At 58.5% G+C, this 15,185-nt stretch carries 18 protein-coding genes; 15 read left to right on the top strand and 3 right to left on the bottom strand.

The window, feature by feature from the left end; all coding sequences use genetic code 11:
- Positions 1–38: 38 nt before the first annotated feature.
- The 4 genes from ABIN98_RS26475 to fliP are packed head-to-tail and all read left to right on the top strand — an operon-like array spanning position 39 to position 2,558.
- Positions 39–584: a MotE family protein gene (locus tag ABIN98_RS26475; RefSeq protein ID WP_346914831.1), complete on the top strand. Its 546-nt coding sequence runs from the start codon at positions 39–41 to the stop codon at positions 582–584.
- Positions 584–1,285: a flagellar basal body L-ring protein FlgH gene (gene flgH / locus ABIN98_RS26470; RefSeq protein ID WP_346914829.1), complete on the top strand. Its 702-nt coding sequence runs from the start codon at positions 584–586 to the stop codon at positions 1,283–1,285. The genes ABIN98_RS26475 and flgH overlap by 1 nt, the downstream gene beginning before the upstream one ends.
- 20 nt (positions 1,286–1,305) lie before the next feature.
- Positions 1,306–1,818: a flagellar basal body-associated FliL family protein gene (locus tag ABIN98_RS26465; protein WP_346914827.1), complete on the top strand. Its 513-nt coding sequence runs from the start codon at positions 1,306–1,308 to the stop codon at positions 1,816–1,818.
- Positions 1,815–2,558 (top strand): flagellar type III secretion system pore protein FliP, encoded by a 744-nt coding sequence (gene fliP / locus ABIN98_RS26460; RefSeq protein ID WP_346914825.1) that lies wholly within the window; start codon positions 1,815–1,817, stop codon positions 2,556–2,558. The genes ABIN98_RS26465 and fliP overlap by 4 nt, the downstream gene beginning before the upstream one ends.
- A 170-nt stretch (positions 2,559–2,728) precedes the next feature.
- Here fliP and ABIN98_RS26455 read toward each other — a convergent pair whose 3' ends face one another.
- Positions 2,729–3,211, bottom strand: coding sequence for a CBS domain-containing protein (locus ABIN98_RS26455; protein WP_346914823.1), 483 nt, complete (start codon positions 3,209–3,211; stop codon positions 2,729–2,731).
- A gap of 146 nt (positions 3,212–3,357) precedes the next feature.
- On the opposite strand from ABIN98_RS26455, the gene ABIN98_RS26450 reads away from it, so the two are divergent.
- Positions 3,358–3,519: a hypothetical protein gene (locus ABIN98_RS26450; RefSeq protein ID WP_346914821.1), complete on the top strand. Its 162-nt coding sequence runs from the start codon at positions 3,358–3,360 to the stop codon at positions 3,517–3,519.
- A gap of 31 nt (positions 3,520–3,550) precedes the next feature.
- On the opposite strand, the gene nqrM is transcribed toward ABIN98_RS26450, so the two are convergent.
- Together nqrM and ABIN98_RS26440 are read right to left on the bottom strand one after the other, a co-directional pair.
- A complete protein-coding gene (gene nqrM / locus ABIN98_RS26445; RefSeq protein WP_346914819.1) occupies positions 3,551–3,799 on the bottom strand; it encodes a (Na+)-NQR maturation NqrM in 249 nt (82 codons plus the stop codon).
- A gap of 35 nt (positions 3,800–3,834) precedes the next feature.
- Complete coding sequence (locus tag ABIN98_RS26440) at positions 3,835–5,046, bottom strand: FAD:protein FMN transferase (protein ID WP_346914817.1); 1,212 nt, start codon at positions 5,044–5,046, stop codon at positions 3,835–3,837.
- Here ABIN98_RS26440 and ABIN98_RS26435 point away from each other — a divergent pair.
- The 10 genes from ABIN98_RS26435 to ABIN98_RS26390 all read left to right on the top strand — a co-directional run.
- Positions 5,041–6,384, top strand: a complete 1,344-nt coding sequence (locus tag ABIN98_RS26435; RefSeq protein ID WP_346914815.1) for a Na(+)-translocating NADH-quinone reductase subunit A — start codon at positions 5,041–5,043, stop codon at positions 6,382–6,384. The two genes, ABIN98_RS26440 and ABIN98_RS26435, sit on opposite strands and share 6 nt — an antisense overlap.
- Positions 6,385–6,386: 2 nt before the next feature.
- Complete coding sequence (locus ABIN98_RS26430) at positions 6,387–7,586, top strand: NADH:ubiquinone reductase (Na(+)-transporting) subunit B (protein ID WP_346914813.1); 1,200 nt, start codon at positions 6,387–6,389, stop codon at positions 7,584–7,586.
- A complete protein-coding gene (locus tag ABIN98_RS26425; RefSeq protein WP_346914811.1) occupies positions 7,579–8,403 on the top strand; it encodes a Na(+)-translocating NADH-quinone reductase subunit C in 825 nt (274 codons plus the stop codon). Before ABIN98_RS26430 ends, ABIN98_RS26425 begins: the two co-directional genes overlap by 8 nt.
- Entirely contained in the window at positions 8,403–9,056 is a 654-nt protein-coding gene (locus ABIN98_RS26420) for an NADH:ubiquinone reductase (Na(+)-transporting) subunit D (RefSeq protein ID WP_346914809.1), read from the top strand. The genes ABIN98_RS26425 and ABIN98_RS26420 overlap by 1 nt, the downstream gene beginning before the upstream one ends.
- The gene (gene nqrE / locus ABIN98_RS26415) at positions 9,056–9,664 is read left to right on the top strand and encodes an NADH:ubiquinone reductase (Na(+)-transporting) subunit E (protein ID WP_346914807.1); all 609 of its coding nucleotides are present in this window, start codon (positions 9,056–9,058) and stop codon (positions 9,662–9,664) included. The genes ABIN98_RS26420 and nqrE overlap by 1 nt, the downstream gene beginning before the upstream one ends.
- A 12-nt stretch (positions 9,665–9,676) precedes the next feature.
- Positions 9,677–10,897, top strand: a complete 1,221-nt coding sequence (gene nqrF, locus ABIN98_RS26410; protein WP_346914805.1) for an NADH:ubiquinone reductase (Na(+)-transporting) subunit F — start codon at positions 9,677–9,679, stop codon at positions 10,895–10,897.
- A gap of 458 nt (positions 10,898–11,355) precedes the next feature.
- Positions 11,356–12,264: a flagellin gene (locus tag ABIN98_RS26405; protein WP_346914803.1), complete on the top strand. Its 909-nt coding sequence runs from the start codon at positions 11,356–11,358 to the stop codon at positions 12,262–12,264.
- Positions 12,265–12,460: 196 nt separating this feature from the next.
- The gene (gene fliF / locus ABIN98_RS26400; protein ID WP_346914801.1) at positions 12,461–14,101 is read left to right on the top strand and encodes a flagellar basal-body MS-ring/collar protein FliF; all 1,641 of its coding nucleotides are present in this window, start codon (positions 12,461–12,463) and stop codon (positions 14,099–14,101) included.
- A 2-nt stretch (positions 14,102–14,103) separates the two neighbouring features.
- Positions 14,104–14,739 (top strand): hypothetical protein, encoded by a 636-nt coding sequence (locus tag ABIN98_RS26395; protein WP_346914799.1) that lies wholly within the window; start codon positions 14,104–14,106, stop codon positions 14,737–14,739.
- A gap of 2 nt (positions 14,740–14,741) precedes the next feature.
- Positions 14,742–15,185, top strand: a 444-nt coding sequence (locus ABIN98_RS26390) for a flagellar motor protein MotB (RefSeq protein ID WP_346914797.1), incomplete at its 3' end; no start/stop codon positions are given.

Genomic DNA, 15,185 nt, shown 5'->3' with positions numbered 1-15,185 from the left:
AATGTCCATTCAAAGCCTATCAGGAAAGGACACCGGGGATGGTGTTGAAACGAACAAAACGACGGACGGTTTCAGTTCTGACACTCACCTGCGTCTTTGCGGCTCTTGGCGTTGTCCCTGGGACCGCCCAGGCGCCAAAGCCGAAACCCGAACCGGAAACGGGCAAAGTCGAACAGCTTCCGGGAAGCGATGCCGGTTTTTATTGCAAGAACATTGCTGACAAGGCCACCGACGCCCGCATTGCCTGGCAAACCTGGCAACTGGTCGGGCTTGAAGCCAAGCTTCGTGAGCGGGCTGTCGAACTCGAACGCAAGGAGGCCGAATACAAGGCCTGGGTCAAGCGTCGGGAAAAACTCCTTGAGAATGTGGAAGGGCAAGTGGTCTCGATCATTGCCCGGATGCGCCCTGAAATGGCTGCCGCCCAGTTGTCGACTTCGGACGAACAAACGGCGACCGGCGTGCTCTTGAAACTCAAGCCTCGGATCGCAAGCGAGATCCTCGACGAGATGGAGCCCGCACAGGCTGCACGACTGACCCAATTGATGGTTGGGTTCTCTGATCCTCTGAAAGAGCGGAGCTTTTGATGCGCACAGCACTTGGTCTTGGCGGATTGCTCCTGCTTTCGGGATGTGCCGGCCAGCTTGAAGATGTCGGCCGCGCTCCGGCGATGACACCCGTTGGTTACGGCCTCCAGTCAAATCGAGCCTCCTATCCGTTGAACACCTTCGCTCCTGGAGGTGTGAAGGATTACAATTCGCTGTGGGTGTCCAATCGGGAAAATTTCTTTGCCGATCCGCGCGCTCGCAAAATCGGCGACGTGCTGACCGTCAGGATCTTTATCAATGACAAGGCGTCTCTCGACAATTCCACAGATCGCAGCCGGGATTCCTCGATCGGGATCGGTGGTGACCTGTCCGCAAGCTGGGACAGCAACAGTGTTTCCGGCGATGCGTCGCTGAACGGGGATTCCGGATCGTCGTCGAAAGGGCAGGGCTCCATCGACCGGTCCGAGCAGATCGTGCTTTCCGTGGCGGCCGTCGTCACCGATCGCCTGCCGAACGGCAATCTCGTGATTTCCGGTTCCCAGGAAGTACGTGTGAACTACGAAATGCGCATTCTGCAGATCGCGGGCATCGTTCGTCCTCGTGACATCCAGAGCGACAACACCATTCCCTACGACAAGATCGCAGAGGCTCGCGTCTCCTACGGAGGCCGGGGCCGCCTGTCGGAAGTCCAGCAGCCCGGTTGGGGCCAACAGATCTACGACGCGATTACCCCGTTCTAAGGAAAGAGGCAGACTGCACCATGCCCAATCTCGTTTCGCTGCCGTCCGGCCGCGCAGCCTATGCGCAGGACCGACCTTCTACGGCGTCCTTCGTTCTCGGTTTCCTGGTTTTGACGGCTCTGTCCGTCGGCTGCGGCGCCATGCTTGCCTCTCACCTGGTCAGCGAAACTCGCAACCAGGTGCTTCAGCTTGAGCGGGACCACCGTCAGGGGGCGGCTTCAAATCTGAATTACGTGCTCAACGCACGCCTCAAGACCCTGAAACCGCTGGTGACCAACCTGTCCGCCCCGAAGAATGCCTGGGTACGGCTGCAGGCTTCCCTCGTCCTGAGCGAAGACGCCAAGGAAGATATCGACATCCTGGTAAGCCACATCGAGGAAGACATGCTGGCCTATATGCGAACCCTGACGATCGCCCAGATCGAAGGACCGCTCGGCCTGCAGCATCTGAGAGAGGATCTGAACGAGCGCGCGCGCATGCGGTCAAAGGGCCAGGTTCGCGAAGTCGTCCTTGAATCTTTGGTGGTGCAATGAAGCGGCTCATTTTGGCAGCTTTCCTCCTTCTGGCCGGCGTAACAGCTGCCTCGGCCCAGGTCCCCGGTCTGTCCGATCTGCTACCTGCCGGAGAGGCGAGCGCCAGTGGACGGATTGTCCAGATTATCGCACTGCTGACGGTTTTGTCCGTCGCACCGGGTATCCTGATTATGGTAACCAGCTTCACCCGCTTTGCGGTGGCTTTTTCCTTTCTGAGGTCCGGCATCGGACTGCAAACGACACCGGGCAACCTGATCCTGATCTCCCTGTCGCTGTTCATGACCTTCTACGTCATGGCGCCGACATTCGATCAGGCCTGGAAGAACGGCGTTCAACCGCTGATGAAAAACGAGATCAACGAGGAAGAGGCCTATACGCGGATCACCTCGCCGTTCCGTGCCTTCATGCTCTCCCAGGTGCGCGAACAAGACCTGGTCCTTTTTGACGACCTGGCGGTCGGACGTGTGACCGAGGAAGAGGCCAAAGCGCCCGAGGACGTCGAAATGCGGGTGCTGATCCCGGCTTTCATGATCTCCGAATTGCGCCGCGGTTTCGAGATCGGCTTCCTGATCGCCCTGCCGTTCCTCGTCATCGACATGATCGTCGCCACGATCACCATGTCCATGGGCATGATGATGTTGCCGCCGACGGTGATCTCGTTGCCGTTCAAGGCCTTGTTCTTTATCCTGATCGACGGCTGGAACCTGCTGGTCGGCAGCCTTGTCAGATCGTTTTTATAGAGAATCGGACACGGCAGCCTCTGCCTAAGCGGATATCCTCCCAGCTTCGGCAAGTGCTGCCTCTCTTAGGCCATAGGTCTGGACCTGTGGCCTGGCCGTTCCCAAGTCCCACGGGCATTTTTTGCGCAGTCGGACTGCCGGTGCGGGAACACCGGCTCAGCTCATGAAATCTAGCCGACGATCAGTTGCTTGAGTTGCAGCGCTTCATATTCAAGCTCGTTTAATCGGTAGTTCACGACGTCACCGATGCTGACGATCCCGACAAGGTTGCCGTCTTCGATAACAGGCATGTGGCGGAAACGTCCGTCCGTCATTTTGCGGAGCACCAATATCAGAGGGTCATCAAGCTCACAGGTTTCCACGTTGGTGGTCATCACGTCTTCAACGCGCTGCGCCAAAGTCTGCCCCGGCGTTTCGGCGAGTTTACGCACGATGTCCCGCTCTGACAGGATGCCTCGCAGCTTACCTTCGGAATCCTTTACGATCAGCGCACCAACCTTTTTGTCCCGGAGCATTTCAACTGCTTCATGCAGCGTGTTTTGCGGGCGTAGGCCAAACACGTCCGCGCCTTTCGACTGGAGCAGGTTCCGGACAATGGCTGTATCGTGTTGAAGATTGGTCTCAGAAGACTGGCTACGCGTCGTCGCCGACATCTTGTCTTTTCGGCTTGGGGCCTGATAAGAGCTTGGCATGAAAATTCCTCCCTGCTGAATGACCGTCTTGGGCGGCAAGCAAAAGCTTAACCCAATTAGGTTACCCAAAGGAACTCTCGAAATTGGCGGACTTATTTCTAACGCCCGTGACAGCCACGTTATTGTTCGTACTGGCCTGCCTGGCAGGCTACCAGTATCGTCGTGTCTGGGTGAAGGATGGGCCGCGCTGGAAACTGTGGCTGTTCGGGCTGGTGGCAGCTGTGTGCCTGGCTTTGGTCGCCTTTATACCGGCATCGGCCATCAACTGATGCAAAGGGGCAACTGACGCGAAAGGCCGCGTCAGCTTGCGCCGCTCTCCTGAGCTTCCATCTCCGCGAGCATCTTGCGCGCGCGCGGACAGGCCAAGCGTTCCCGCAGCGGACTGTTGGGATCGATTTCCTTATTGCAGACCAGACAGTGATCCGCATCGGCAATCGCATTGAGTCCGCCGCAGCTGCCCTTGATGGTTCGGCCGGAAAAGATCACGCCGACCGCCATGCCGACGATGACGGTCAGCAGGAGCGCAAAAGCCAGAACAAAAGTCAGCACGTGTTCGATCCGCCTTGAGATGATCCGCCTTTAGATCAGGCCTGCAGGGCAGCAAACCTGCTGCTGGAGGTCGTCACGAAGCCCTTTTCGCTGGAATCGGCGTGCCGGTCAATGAAGAGCGCGGCAAGATCACGCTGATTTGCGATCTCCAGTCCCCGTTCGGTACCATGCACCAGCAGCGCCGTCGCCCAGGCGTCGGCGAGCATGGCGTTTTCGGCCAGCACCGTCACGGAAGCGGTGCGATGCGTCACCGGCCGCCCGGTCTTCGGATTGATGATGTGCGAATAGCGATGACCGTCCTGTTCGAAATAGTTCCGGTAGTCGCCGGAGGTTGCCATGCCGAGGTTCGAGACGCCGGCGATCCGGTAAGCCTGCCGGTTGCGGGCGTCCGGGGATTCGATGCCGATCTGCCAGTCCAACCCGTCGGCATTGCGACCGGACACGTAAAGGTCGCCGCCGACTTCGACCATGAAATCCTTCAGCCCGAACCCTTTGACCGCCTGGGCCATCTGGTCGATACCATACCCTTTGCCGATCGATGGCAGGTAGATTTGCGTGTTAGCGTGGCTCTTGCTGATGCGATTGCCGTTCACACGCAAGCCGTCCGTCTGGCCAGAGGCGCTGAGAGCAGCTGCCAGCCGGTCGGCTGCCGGTTGTTTGTGGCCGTGGGTGTCTTTTGCACCGAAGCCCCAGGCTTCGATCACAGGGCCGAGGGTGATGTCGAACTGGCCATCGCTTGCCTGATGGACATCCTTGGCGGCGCTGATGACTTTGGCAAGGTCCTCGGAGACGGTCATCGGCTCAGTCGAGGCAAAGGCGTTGAAACGCGACACTTCCGATGAAGGATCCCAATTGGACATCTGGGCGTTGACGTTCAAAAGGCTATTTTCGATCGCTTTGTGCAGTGCGGCCTTGTTGACGGACCGATCATGGTCTAAAGCCGTGACCGAATAACGCGTTCCCATCGTCGATCCTGAAAGCTCGATAACGTCCGAGCCGCCTTTGCAGGCAGCCAGAGTGAGCGACATCAGGATAAAACTCCGCCGGGAGAAACGAATGTTGGTTGGCACGATATCAGCCTCCGATCGATCGCCTGCGGCTTGCGCCGCTCGTTCAATGCGCTTTTCATTGGTTCGGGAGCCCGTTTCAACAAAAAAATGTACCAAATTAGTAAATTGGCACTTTTTGCCGGAGTAAAAACGTAGGATACCGCGTTTTGTCGAAATCTGGAGGCCAGATGCGTGCAAAGCTTTAAGCTTAAAAAAGGTCTCGATCTTCCGGTGCTCGGGGCACCGGTTCAGGAGATCGAAGAGACCAAAGAGACGGAAACGGTGGCGGTTCTGGCCGCGGACTATGTGGGTTTGAAGCCCCGGCTCCTGGTCCAGGAAGGCGATGCCGTTGCCATCGGCTCTCCGCTGTTTTTCCACAAGGACACGCCCGATGTGATGGTCGTCTCTCCGGCCGCCGGCCGGGTCAAGGCGATTAATCGCGGAGCGCGCCGCGTCCTGATCAGCGTTGAGATCGAAGTCGGCGACATTGACGCCACGCCTGTGGATTTCTCCAGCATCGGTGATTCGGCGACGGCTGAAGGGCTTGCCCAACGCCTGTGCGCCGCCGGTCTCTGGACGTCCTTTCGCACGCGTCCCTATTCCAAGGTGCCCGATCCGGCCACGCGCCCTGCGGCGATTTTCGTCAACGCCATGGATACGGAACCGCTTTCTCCGGACCCCTTGGTGGTTCTCGCCGAAAGCGCCGATGACTTTGCCAAGGGCCTGGAAGCGGTCGCGTCACTGAGCGAGGGCAAAACTTATTTGTGCCATGAAACCGGTGCTGCGATTCCAGGAAGCGAAGTCGCCGGGATCGAGCCTGCCGGCTTTTCTGGGCCGCATCCCGCCGGTCTTTCCGGCACACATATTCACTTTCTGGAAGCGCCGGGAGCTGCAAAGACGGTCTGGACCATCGGATACCAGGACGTTATCGCCATCGGAAGGCTGCTTCGCAGCGGTCACCATGATCCGCGCAGGGTGATCGCGTTGTCCGGTCCGCGTTGCGCAAAGCCACGACTGATCCGCACGGTCACGGGCGCGTCGATGGAGGAACTCAGCCGGAACGAGATCGCGGGAAATGAACCTGTCCGCCTGATTTCCGGTTCGATCCTGAGCGGCCGGTTGGGGGAGGGGGCGAGCGCCTACCTGGGCCGCTATGCCCGCCAGGTGACTTTGATCGAAGAGGACCACAAGCAGATCCCGCTGGGATGGATTCGCCCCATGGTGTCCAAATTCGCCTTTCAGCCCGTGCTCGGTTCTGCGTTTTCAAAAAAGCTCTACGCTCTGACATCGAACCTGAATGGCGGCCGTCGTGCCATGGTGCCGCTTGGCACGTTCGAGGAATTGATGCCGCAGGACTTCCTGCCGACACAATTGCTGCGCGCGCTGCTGGTGATGGATACGGACCAGGCCCAGGCGCTGGGAGCGCTCGAACTGGACGAAGAAGACCTGGGGTTGGTAGGTTTTGCCTGTCCCGCCAAATACGAATATGGCATGGCGCTGCGCGACTGCCTCACCAAAATTGAGAAGGAGGGCTAGACTTGGGCCTTCGCAACTTCTTCGACCGCATCGAGCCTAATTTCACCAAGGGCGGTAGATACGAGAAGCTGTTTCCCATCTACGAGATGGTAGAGAGTTTCATCTACACGCCCAAGTCGGTAACCACGGCCGCGCCTCATGCCCGCTCCTACGTCGATATGAAGCGGATCATGACCTATGTGGTCATCGCCACGATCCCTTGTATTCTCGTCGGGCTTTATAATGTCGGCTTCCAGGTGAACTCCGCGATCTCGGTTCACGGCGCCTCCGGTTGGCGCGCCTGGTTGATCGAGGCTATGGGAATCGGTTTCGATCCGGCCAATCCATTCGCCAATTTCCTGCACGGGCTGCTTTACTTCCTGCCGATCTACATCACCACTCTCGTGGTGGGCGGCATCTGGGAAGTGATCTTTGCGACCGTGCGCGGTCATGAGGTCAACGAGGGCTTCCTTGTTACCTCCATGCTTTACGCACTGATCATGCCTGCCTCCGCGCCCCTTTGGCAGGTGGCACTGGGAATTTCCTTTGGTGTGGTCATCGGCAAGGAAGTCTTTGGCGGCACCGGCAAGAACTTCCTCAATCCGGCCCTGACAGGTCGCGCCTTCCTCTATTTCGCTTACCCCGCACAGATGTCGGGCGATACGATCTGGACACCAGTGGACGGATTTTCCGGCGCCACGGCGCTGTCCGTCTCCGCGTCCGACGGTTATGCGCAACTGGCCGCCAACGGCGTGAGCTGGATGGACGCCTTCCTCGGTACGATCCAGGGGAGTATCGGGGAGACATCGACCCTTGCGTGCCTGATCGGGCTTGCGTTCCTTCTGCTCACCAAGATTGCCAACTGGCGGCTCGTTGTCGGCTGCCTAGTCGGGATGATCGGCTTTTCGACGCTTCTGAACGTCATCGGATCGGATACCAACCCGATGTTCGCTATGCCCTGGTACTGGCATCTCGTGGTTGGCGGGTACGCCTTCGGCCTGGCGTTCATGGTGACGGAGCCGGTTTCGGCCTCACACACACAAGTCGGCCGCTACGTCTATGGGGCCCTGATCGGTTTCATGGTCGTGATGATCCGTGTCATCAATCCGGCCTTTCCGGAAGGAATGATGCTCGCGATCCTGTTCGGTAACGTTTTCGCACCTCTGATCGACTATTTCGTGGTGCAGGCAAACATCAAGCGTAGGGCCAAACGAAATGCCTGAAGACAGCGGTCAGAAAGAAAACAATCGCGACAAGGGCTTTATCCGGCGTTTTCTCGACTTGCCGCCGGACTCCGTGCCTAAAACCGTGTTCGTCGCCGTGTTGTTGTGCCTGGTGGCCTCGATGATCGTGTCGGCGACCGCGGTTTCGCTAAGGCCGGTCCAGGAGATCAACAAGCTCCGCGACAAGCAGATCAACATTCTGCAGGTCGCGGGCCGCTATGATCCGTCGGTCAACGTCACCGAGGCCTTCTCAGTCTTCGAGCCCCATGTTCTGGAGCTTGAAACGGGAAAATTTACGGATGAATTCGACCCGGCGACCTTCGACGACCGGGCCGCTGCAGACGATCCGGCCACTTCGGTCGCTCTGGAAGACGATCCGGCCTCGATCGGGCGGAAGTCGAAATTTGTCACCGTCTATCTTCTGCGCAAAGAGGACGGCAGCATCGACAAGGTGATCCTGCCGATTCACGGCTACGGCCTCTGGTCGACGCTCTACGGCTTTATTGCCCTGGAAGCGAACGGCAACGACATTTACGGGCTGCAGTTCTACAGCCACGCGGAAACGCCCGGTCTCGGCGCCGAGGTCGACAATCCGCGCTGGAAAGCGCTCTGGAAGGGCAAGAAACTTGCGGACGACAGCGGCGACCTGCTGATCACTGTCGCCAAGTCTGCGCCGCCCCAGGGCGAAGAGTATCATGTCGATGCTCTGGCCGGGGCCACACTGACCTCGCGCGGCGTCGACAATCTGGTGCGTTTCTGGATGGGTGAGGAAGGCTACGGGCCGTTCCTTAAAAATCTCAAGGCGGGAGAAATCTGATGGCACAGACCAAAAGAGAATTGCTTATCGATCCGCTGGTCGACAACAACCCGATCACGCTGCAGGTCCTGGGCATCTGTTCGGCACTGGCTGTCACGTCGTCCCTCAAGGTGGCCTTCGTGATGGCCCTGGCAGTGACGCTGGTGACCGCGTTCTCCTCGATGTTCATCTCCATCCTGCGCAATCAGATCCCGGGCGCAATCCGGATCATCGTGCAGATGGTGATCATCGCCTCGCTGGTGATTATCGTGGACCAGATCCTCAAGGCCTATGCCTTCGAGATCTCGAAAACCCTGTCGGTGTTCGTGGGGCTGATCATCACCAACTGCATCGTCATGGGCCGCGCGGAAGCCTTCGCCATGAAGAACCCGCCAATAGCCTCCTTCATCGACGGCATCGGCAACGGCCTCGGTTACGGCCTGATCCTAATGCTGGTGGGTGTCATTCGCGAATTGTTCGGCTCCGGCAGCCTCTTCGGCATCACGATCCTGCCGACCGTGAACAACGGCGGTTGGTATGTTCCCAACGGCCTGCTGCTGCTGCCGCCTTCCGCATTCTTCGTGATCGGACTGCTTATCTGGGCCTTCCGGAGCTGGAAGCCTGAACAGGTCGAGGAGCGCGAATACAAGATCCAGACGGTGGAAGCGCACTGATGGAACAGCTGATTTCCCTCGCAGTCAAAGCGGTCTTCGTCGAGAACCTCGCGCTGTCCTTCTTTTTGGGCATGTGTACGTTTATCGCCGTTTCCAAGAAGATCTCCACGGCCATTGGCCTCGGCATTTCCGTGATGGTCGTGCAGGCCATCACGGTCCCTGCAAACAATCTGATCCTCACCTATTTGCTGGCGCCGGGGGCCTTGTCCTGGGCTGGTTTCGGGGATGTGGATCTGACCTTTCTCGGACTGATTTCCTATATCGGCGTGATTGCGGCACTGGTGCAGATCCTCGAGATGGTGCTCGATAAGTACTTCCCGCCGCTCTACAACGCCCTTGGCGTGTTCCTGCCGCTGATCACCGTGAACTGTGCGATCCTCGGCGGTTCTCTCTTCATGGTGGAGCGGGATTACAATTTCCCGGAAGCACTCACCTACGGCGTGTCATCCGGATTTGGCTGGGCTCTTGCGATCGCCGCCATGGCGGGGGTCCGCGAGAAACTGAAATATTCCGACATCCCGGAAGGCCTGCAGGGCCTGGGCGTCACCTTTATCACCGCGGGACTGATGGCTATGGCCTTTATGTCCTTCAGCGGCGTCAAACTGTAACGGGAGAGCCCTGTGGCCACATTTGGACTAGGCATACTTCTCTTTACCCTGATCGTGCTGGGCCTCGTCACGATCATTCTTGCGGCCCGTTCCAAGCTCGTCTCAGTCGGCAATGTCGATATCACGATCAACGGCGAGAAGACGATTTCGGTACCCGCGGGTGGCAAGTTGCTGCAGACGCTCGCCGAACAGAAACTGTTCGTGCCGTCGGCCTGCGGCGGCGGTGGTACCTGCGCCCAGTGCCGGGTCAAGATATTCTCCGGTGGCGGCTCGATCCTTCCGACGGAAGAAAGCCACATCACCAAGCGCGAAGCCGCCTGTGGCGACCGTCTGTCCTGTCAAGTGGCCGTCAAGCAGGACATGGAGATCGAAGTTCCCGAAGAGGTCTTCGGCGTCAAGAAATGGGAATGCACGGTTCGTTCCAACGAGAACGTGGCCACCTTCATCAAGGCGCTGGTGCTTGAGCTGCCCGAGGGCGAGAACGTGAACTTCCGCGCCGGCGGCTACATTCAGATCGAGGCGCCCGCGCACAAGCTCAAATACACCGAATTCGACATCGAGGAGGAGTATCGCGGCGACTGGGACAAGTTCAATCTCTGGCAATACGAGTCGATCGTGAACGAGCCGGTTGAACGCGCCTATTCGATGGCGAACTATCCGGAGGAAAAAGGCATCATCATGCTCAATGTTCGCGTGGCCTCGCCGCCTCCGGGCACGGAAGGCATCCCGCCGGGCAAGATGTCCAGCTATATCTTCAACCTGAAACCGGGCGACAAGGTCACGATTTCCGGTCCCTTCGGCGAATTCTTTGCGCGCGACACCGAAAAGGAAATGGTGTTCATCGGCGGCGGCGCGGGCATGGCTCCGATGCGCAGTCATATCTTCGACCAGCTCAAGCGGTTGAAATCCAAGCGCAAGATCAGTTTCTGGTACGGTGCGCGCTCCAAGCGGGAAATGTTCTTCGTTGAAGATTTCGACCAGCTCGCCGCGGAAAACCCGAATTTCGAATGGCATGTCGCCTTGTCCGACGCGCTGCCGGAGGACGACTGGACCGGCTATACCGGCTTCATTCACAACGTTCTTTATAACGAGTATCTCAAGAACCATCCCGCGCCGGAGGACTGCGAGTTCTACATGTGCGGACCTCCAATCATGAATTCGTCGGTGATCAACATGCTGCTCGATCTGGGCGTTGACCGCGATGACATCATGCTGGACGACTTCGGAGGATAGAAGTCGCAGGCGCCGGGAAGATTGGCAATCCAAGTTCTGGAGGGGTGCGGCCTGGACGGCTGCGCCCCTTCTGACTTTTGTTCTCCTGGAACAAATGGAAAGCGTAGCGCTCGGTCCTCGGCTTTTTCGAGCCGGTACGTCGGTGAGTTTGGTCCGAGGCCGGAAACCCAGGCGATCGGTTGCCGGACTGGACGGGATTATATCAGCAGCCGTTCTTTGAAAACCTACCTGTAAGATGCCCAAGAGCGCTCTTACACTCAGGCTGGGCTAAGAATTCTCAAAATTGTCCGATCCTCATTCTGAGCACGCAAGCTTCGCGTAAGCTTGCCCGTCTAGTCTGAAATCCACGGCAGGTTGAACCTCCAATATCAAGGTTCAAGTGCATGATGCAGCTCCTGCCGTGCCGGTGAGAATCCGGCATGTCCCGCTCTAACTTCAATCTTTGAAAGGGACATATCATGTCTAGCCTTATGACAAATGCGTCGGCAATGACCGCGCTGCAGACCTTGAACTCCACCAACAAGCAGATGTCCGAAGTGCAGAACCGCATTTCGACCGGTTATCGCGTGTCCACCGCCTCGGACAACGCGGCCTACTGGTCGATTGCGACCACCATGCGCTCCGATAACATGGCTCTGTCTGCCGTTGAGGATGCTCTGGGTCTCGGTGCAGCAACGGTCGATGTCATGTACACGGCCACCGAAAGCACCGTTGATGTTGTAAACGAGATCAAGGCAAAGCTCGTTGCCGCCCGCCAGCCGGGTGTCGACCGCACCAAGATCCAGTCCGACATCACCGAGCTCCAGGGCCAGCTGCAGACGATTGCCGACTCCTCTGTCTTCAACGGGGAAAACTGGCTCTCGGTCGACTCCGGTGCTGCAGACTACAACGCGACCAAAACCATTGTGGGTTCCTTCACCCGCTCCGGCGGTGCGATCACGATCGATACCATTGCCATTGACATCACCCAGACCGAACTGTTCGACGCCACCGGCGCCGACGGTATCCTGGATGGTGCCAAGACCAACGGTAACATCGTTTCCACGATTGACATCTCGGCCCTGACCGACTCGGCAGCCGACCTGACAACCCTGGAAAACATGATCTCTGACGTGGACGAAGCCCTTGGTGAAATCACGGACTCCGCAACCCTTCTGGGTTCCGTGAAAAAGCGCGTTGACCTGCAGAAGGACTTCGTGACGGCTCTGACGGACGCCATTGATCGTGGCGTCGGCCAGCTTGTCGATGCGGACATGAACGAGGAATCGACCCGTCTCCAGGCTCTGCAGGTGCAGCAGCAGCTTGGTATCCAGGCGCTGTCGATTGCCAACTCGAACAGCCAGAACATCCTCTCGCTGTTCCGTTAATCCATCCGGTTTTCCGGAAGGCTCGGGCCGCGCTCTTCTTTCTGAAGGGCGCGGCCTTTTCTTTAGCACTTTTCATGATCCGCATAAGCGTCCCGCATCCGTCGGTTTGGTCCTTCGAAATCGGGCGCAACCTTCGCGCAAGCTCAGACTTCGATAGTGGCGGAAATGATAACGGGCGATGCAACAGGGGTGATCTATGCCTGGCCGCGAGCAAGCAGAAAAACTTTGGGCAAATCTCCAGGAACTCGGTGCCAGGCGCTTGATTGCGTTGGCTCTGATCGGGCTGGCAACCATCATGACGGTTGGTCTGGGTGCCTATTATCTTTCCCGGCCGGAGCAGACGGTGCTCTATACCGGCCTGGACGGCGAAGACGTCACCCGTATCGGCTCCGCCCTTCAAGATGCCGGCATTCCCTATGATGTCAGTTCCGACGGCACCGCCGTCATGGTCAATCACGCTGCAACCGCGAAGGCGCGCATGCTGCTCGCCGAAAAGGGACTGCCGCGGGGAGCAAACTCAGGTTACGAACTCTTTGATGACCTGGGATCGCTCGGCCTGACATCCTTCATGCAGGAGGTGACCCGGGTTCGCGCACTTGAAGGCGAACTCGCACGAACCATTCAGCTGATGCAGGGTGTCAGGGCCGCCCGGGTCCATATCGTGATGCCGGAAAAAGGCTCGTTCCGGCGCGACCAGCAGCCGCCTTCGGCCTCTGTGGTGATCCGTTCGGAAAAATCCGACGACATTCGCACCGCCGACGCAATCCGCCATCTGGTTGCGGCCGGTGTACCCGGTATGACACCGGACAAGGTGACCGTGCTGGATACGTCCGGCGAACTGCTTGCGGCAGGCGATGATCCGTCAAAGGCCTCCGCCGGCCAACTCGCTTCTCTTGAAGCGGTCGTGTCCAGCCGGATCCAGGAAAACATTCGTAAAACCCTGACTCCATATCTGGGCATCGACAATTTCCAGGTCAGTGTCGCCGCGGATCTGAACACCGACCGGAGAAAGATCGCCGAAACGATCTATGATCCGGAATCCCGGACGGAGCGTTCCGTTCGCACCATCCGTGAAAACGAGAACTCCCAAAACGCCAGCACCGAGTCCCCGACAACTGTTGAGCAGAACATTCCGGAGCAGAATGTTCCCGCGAACAACGGCGAGCGCTCGAGCGAAGAAAATCAGCGGCGGGAAGAGACTGTCAATTACGAGATCTCCTCCAAACGGATCGAGACGTCCCAGGACGGCTTCAAGGTCGAGCGCCTGTCGATCGCCGTCCTTGTCGATCGTGCCCGGCTGAATGCGTCTCTCGGCGGCGAGCCGGATCAGACCGCGATCGATGCGCAGCTGGATGAAATCCGCCAGCTTGCGGCATCTTCGGCCGGTGTCGATGCGGCCCGTGGTGACATGGTCAAGGTATCGGTGGTCGACTTCATCGACGGCGGCCGCGACCTGGAACCGATCCCGCCCTTGAGTGTCTCGGAATACCTGCTCCGGCAGTCCGGCAATATGATCAACGCCGCGGCTATCCTGATCGTCGCCGGCATGGTGATCTGGTTCGGTCTTCGCCCGGCGGTTGCCGCACTGGTTCCCAAACCCGAACCGGTAGCCGCGGAAATCGCCGAAATGGCGATGATGCCGGAAGACGGAGACATGGCCGGGGAATATTCCGGTCAGGCCTATCTCACGTCCCCGGATCATACGGCGATGCTGAGCGACCTGAATTCCAAGCTCAATCAGTCGCCATTGAAAAAGCTGGAATCTCTTCTGGACTACAACGAAGAACAGTCGGCCGCGATCCTGCGCCAGTGGCTCTATGAAAACGAGAGGGCATAAGGATGCGCAGCAACATCGCCGCCTATATCCCGACGCTGAACAGCGGGCCGTTCCAGACGCTGAATTCATCTGACGCCATAATGGCGGAAGTCATGCCGGTCCATGTTCAGGAACCGGCGGAGCCCACGTTGGAAGAAAAACTTGCCGCGGAATACGAACGGGGCCGCGCCGCCGGAGAAGCATCGGCGGCTGAGCATTACGAAATCCGGCTCGAGGATGAGCGCAGGGCCCATGACGAAGAGGTCGCAGCCATTCGCGAAACTCTACGTGCCGAACAGGCCAGCCTTCTGGAGGAAGGTCTGGACTCCGCGTTCGGCGCCCTTGAATGCCGGATCGCCAACGGTGTCGCTCAGGTCCTTCAGCCTCTGGTCGAAGAACAGATGGCAAACCGGATCGTCATGTCGTTCCGCGACACGCTTACCCGCTTTCTGGATGGCGATCAGGGAAGTCTGGTGCGTGTCAGCGGCCCTGACGTCCTACTGGATCTGCTCCGGTCCGAGCCGGGGGCGTTGGACGGACGGATTGAATTTCAAGCTGCCGATACAGCCGAGCTGACAGCCGTGATCGGCGAAACGACCTTGAACACGCGGTTTGCCGAATGGATGGCGCAGTTGCGTCTGGCAATGGAGGCGGAGTGATCATGCAGGATACCTTGCCCAACGAAATCGTCATTGTCCGGCGCAGGCCGGACTGGGAAGGGGAAGCGCACGGCCATGGCGTGTGGAAGATCGCCTATGCCGATTTCATGACCGCCATGATGGCTTTTTTCCTGGTCATGTGGCTCATCAATGTCACCGATGACAGCGTCAAGAGCGGGGTGGCCCAGTATTTCAATCCGGTTAAACTCGCTTCAACCGCACCGAACAAAAAGGGTCTTAACGACCCGAATGTCGCCGGCACGACCAATGAAGACGGCGCCAATCTGCCGGAAGGCGATCTGAATGCTGGCAACGGCCGCAAGGATGGTGTGGACATACGCAAAGGGGTCGCACCGGAAGCATCAGAGCGGAGTGCGGGCGAAACTATGGGTGAGTTTACCCAGACGCATTCCGAGGCTCAGCTTTTCGCCGATCCATATGCCGTA

It is taken from the genome of uncultured Roseibium sp., from assembly GCF_963675095.2.
Lineage (GTDB): Bacteria > Pseudomonadota > Alphaproteobacteria > Rhizobiales > Stappiaceae > Roseibium.
Note: the sequence above shows the minus strand (reverse complement) of the source record. Positions and strands in the feature narration are given on the sequence as shown.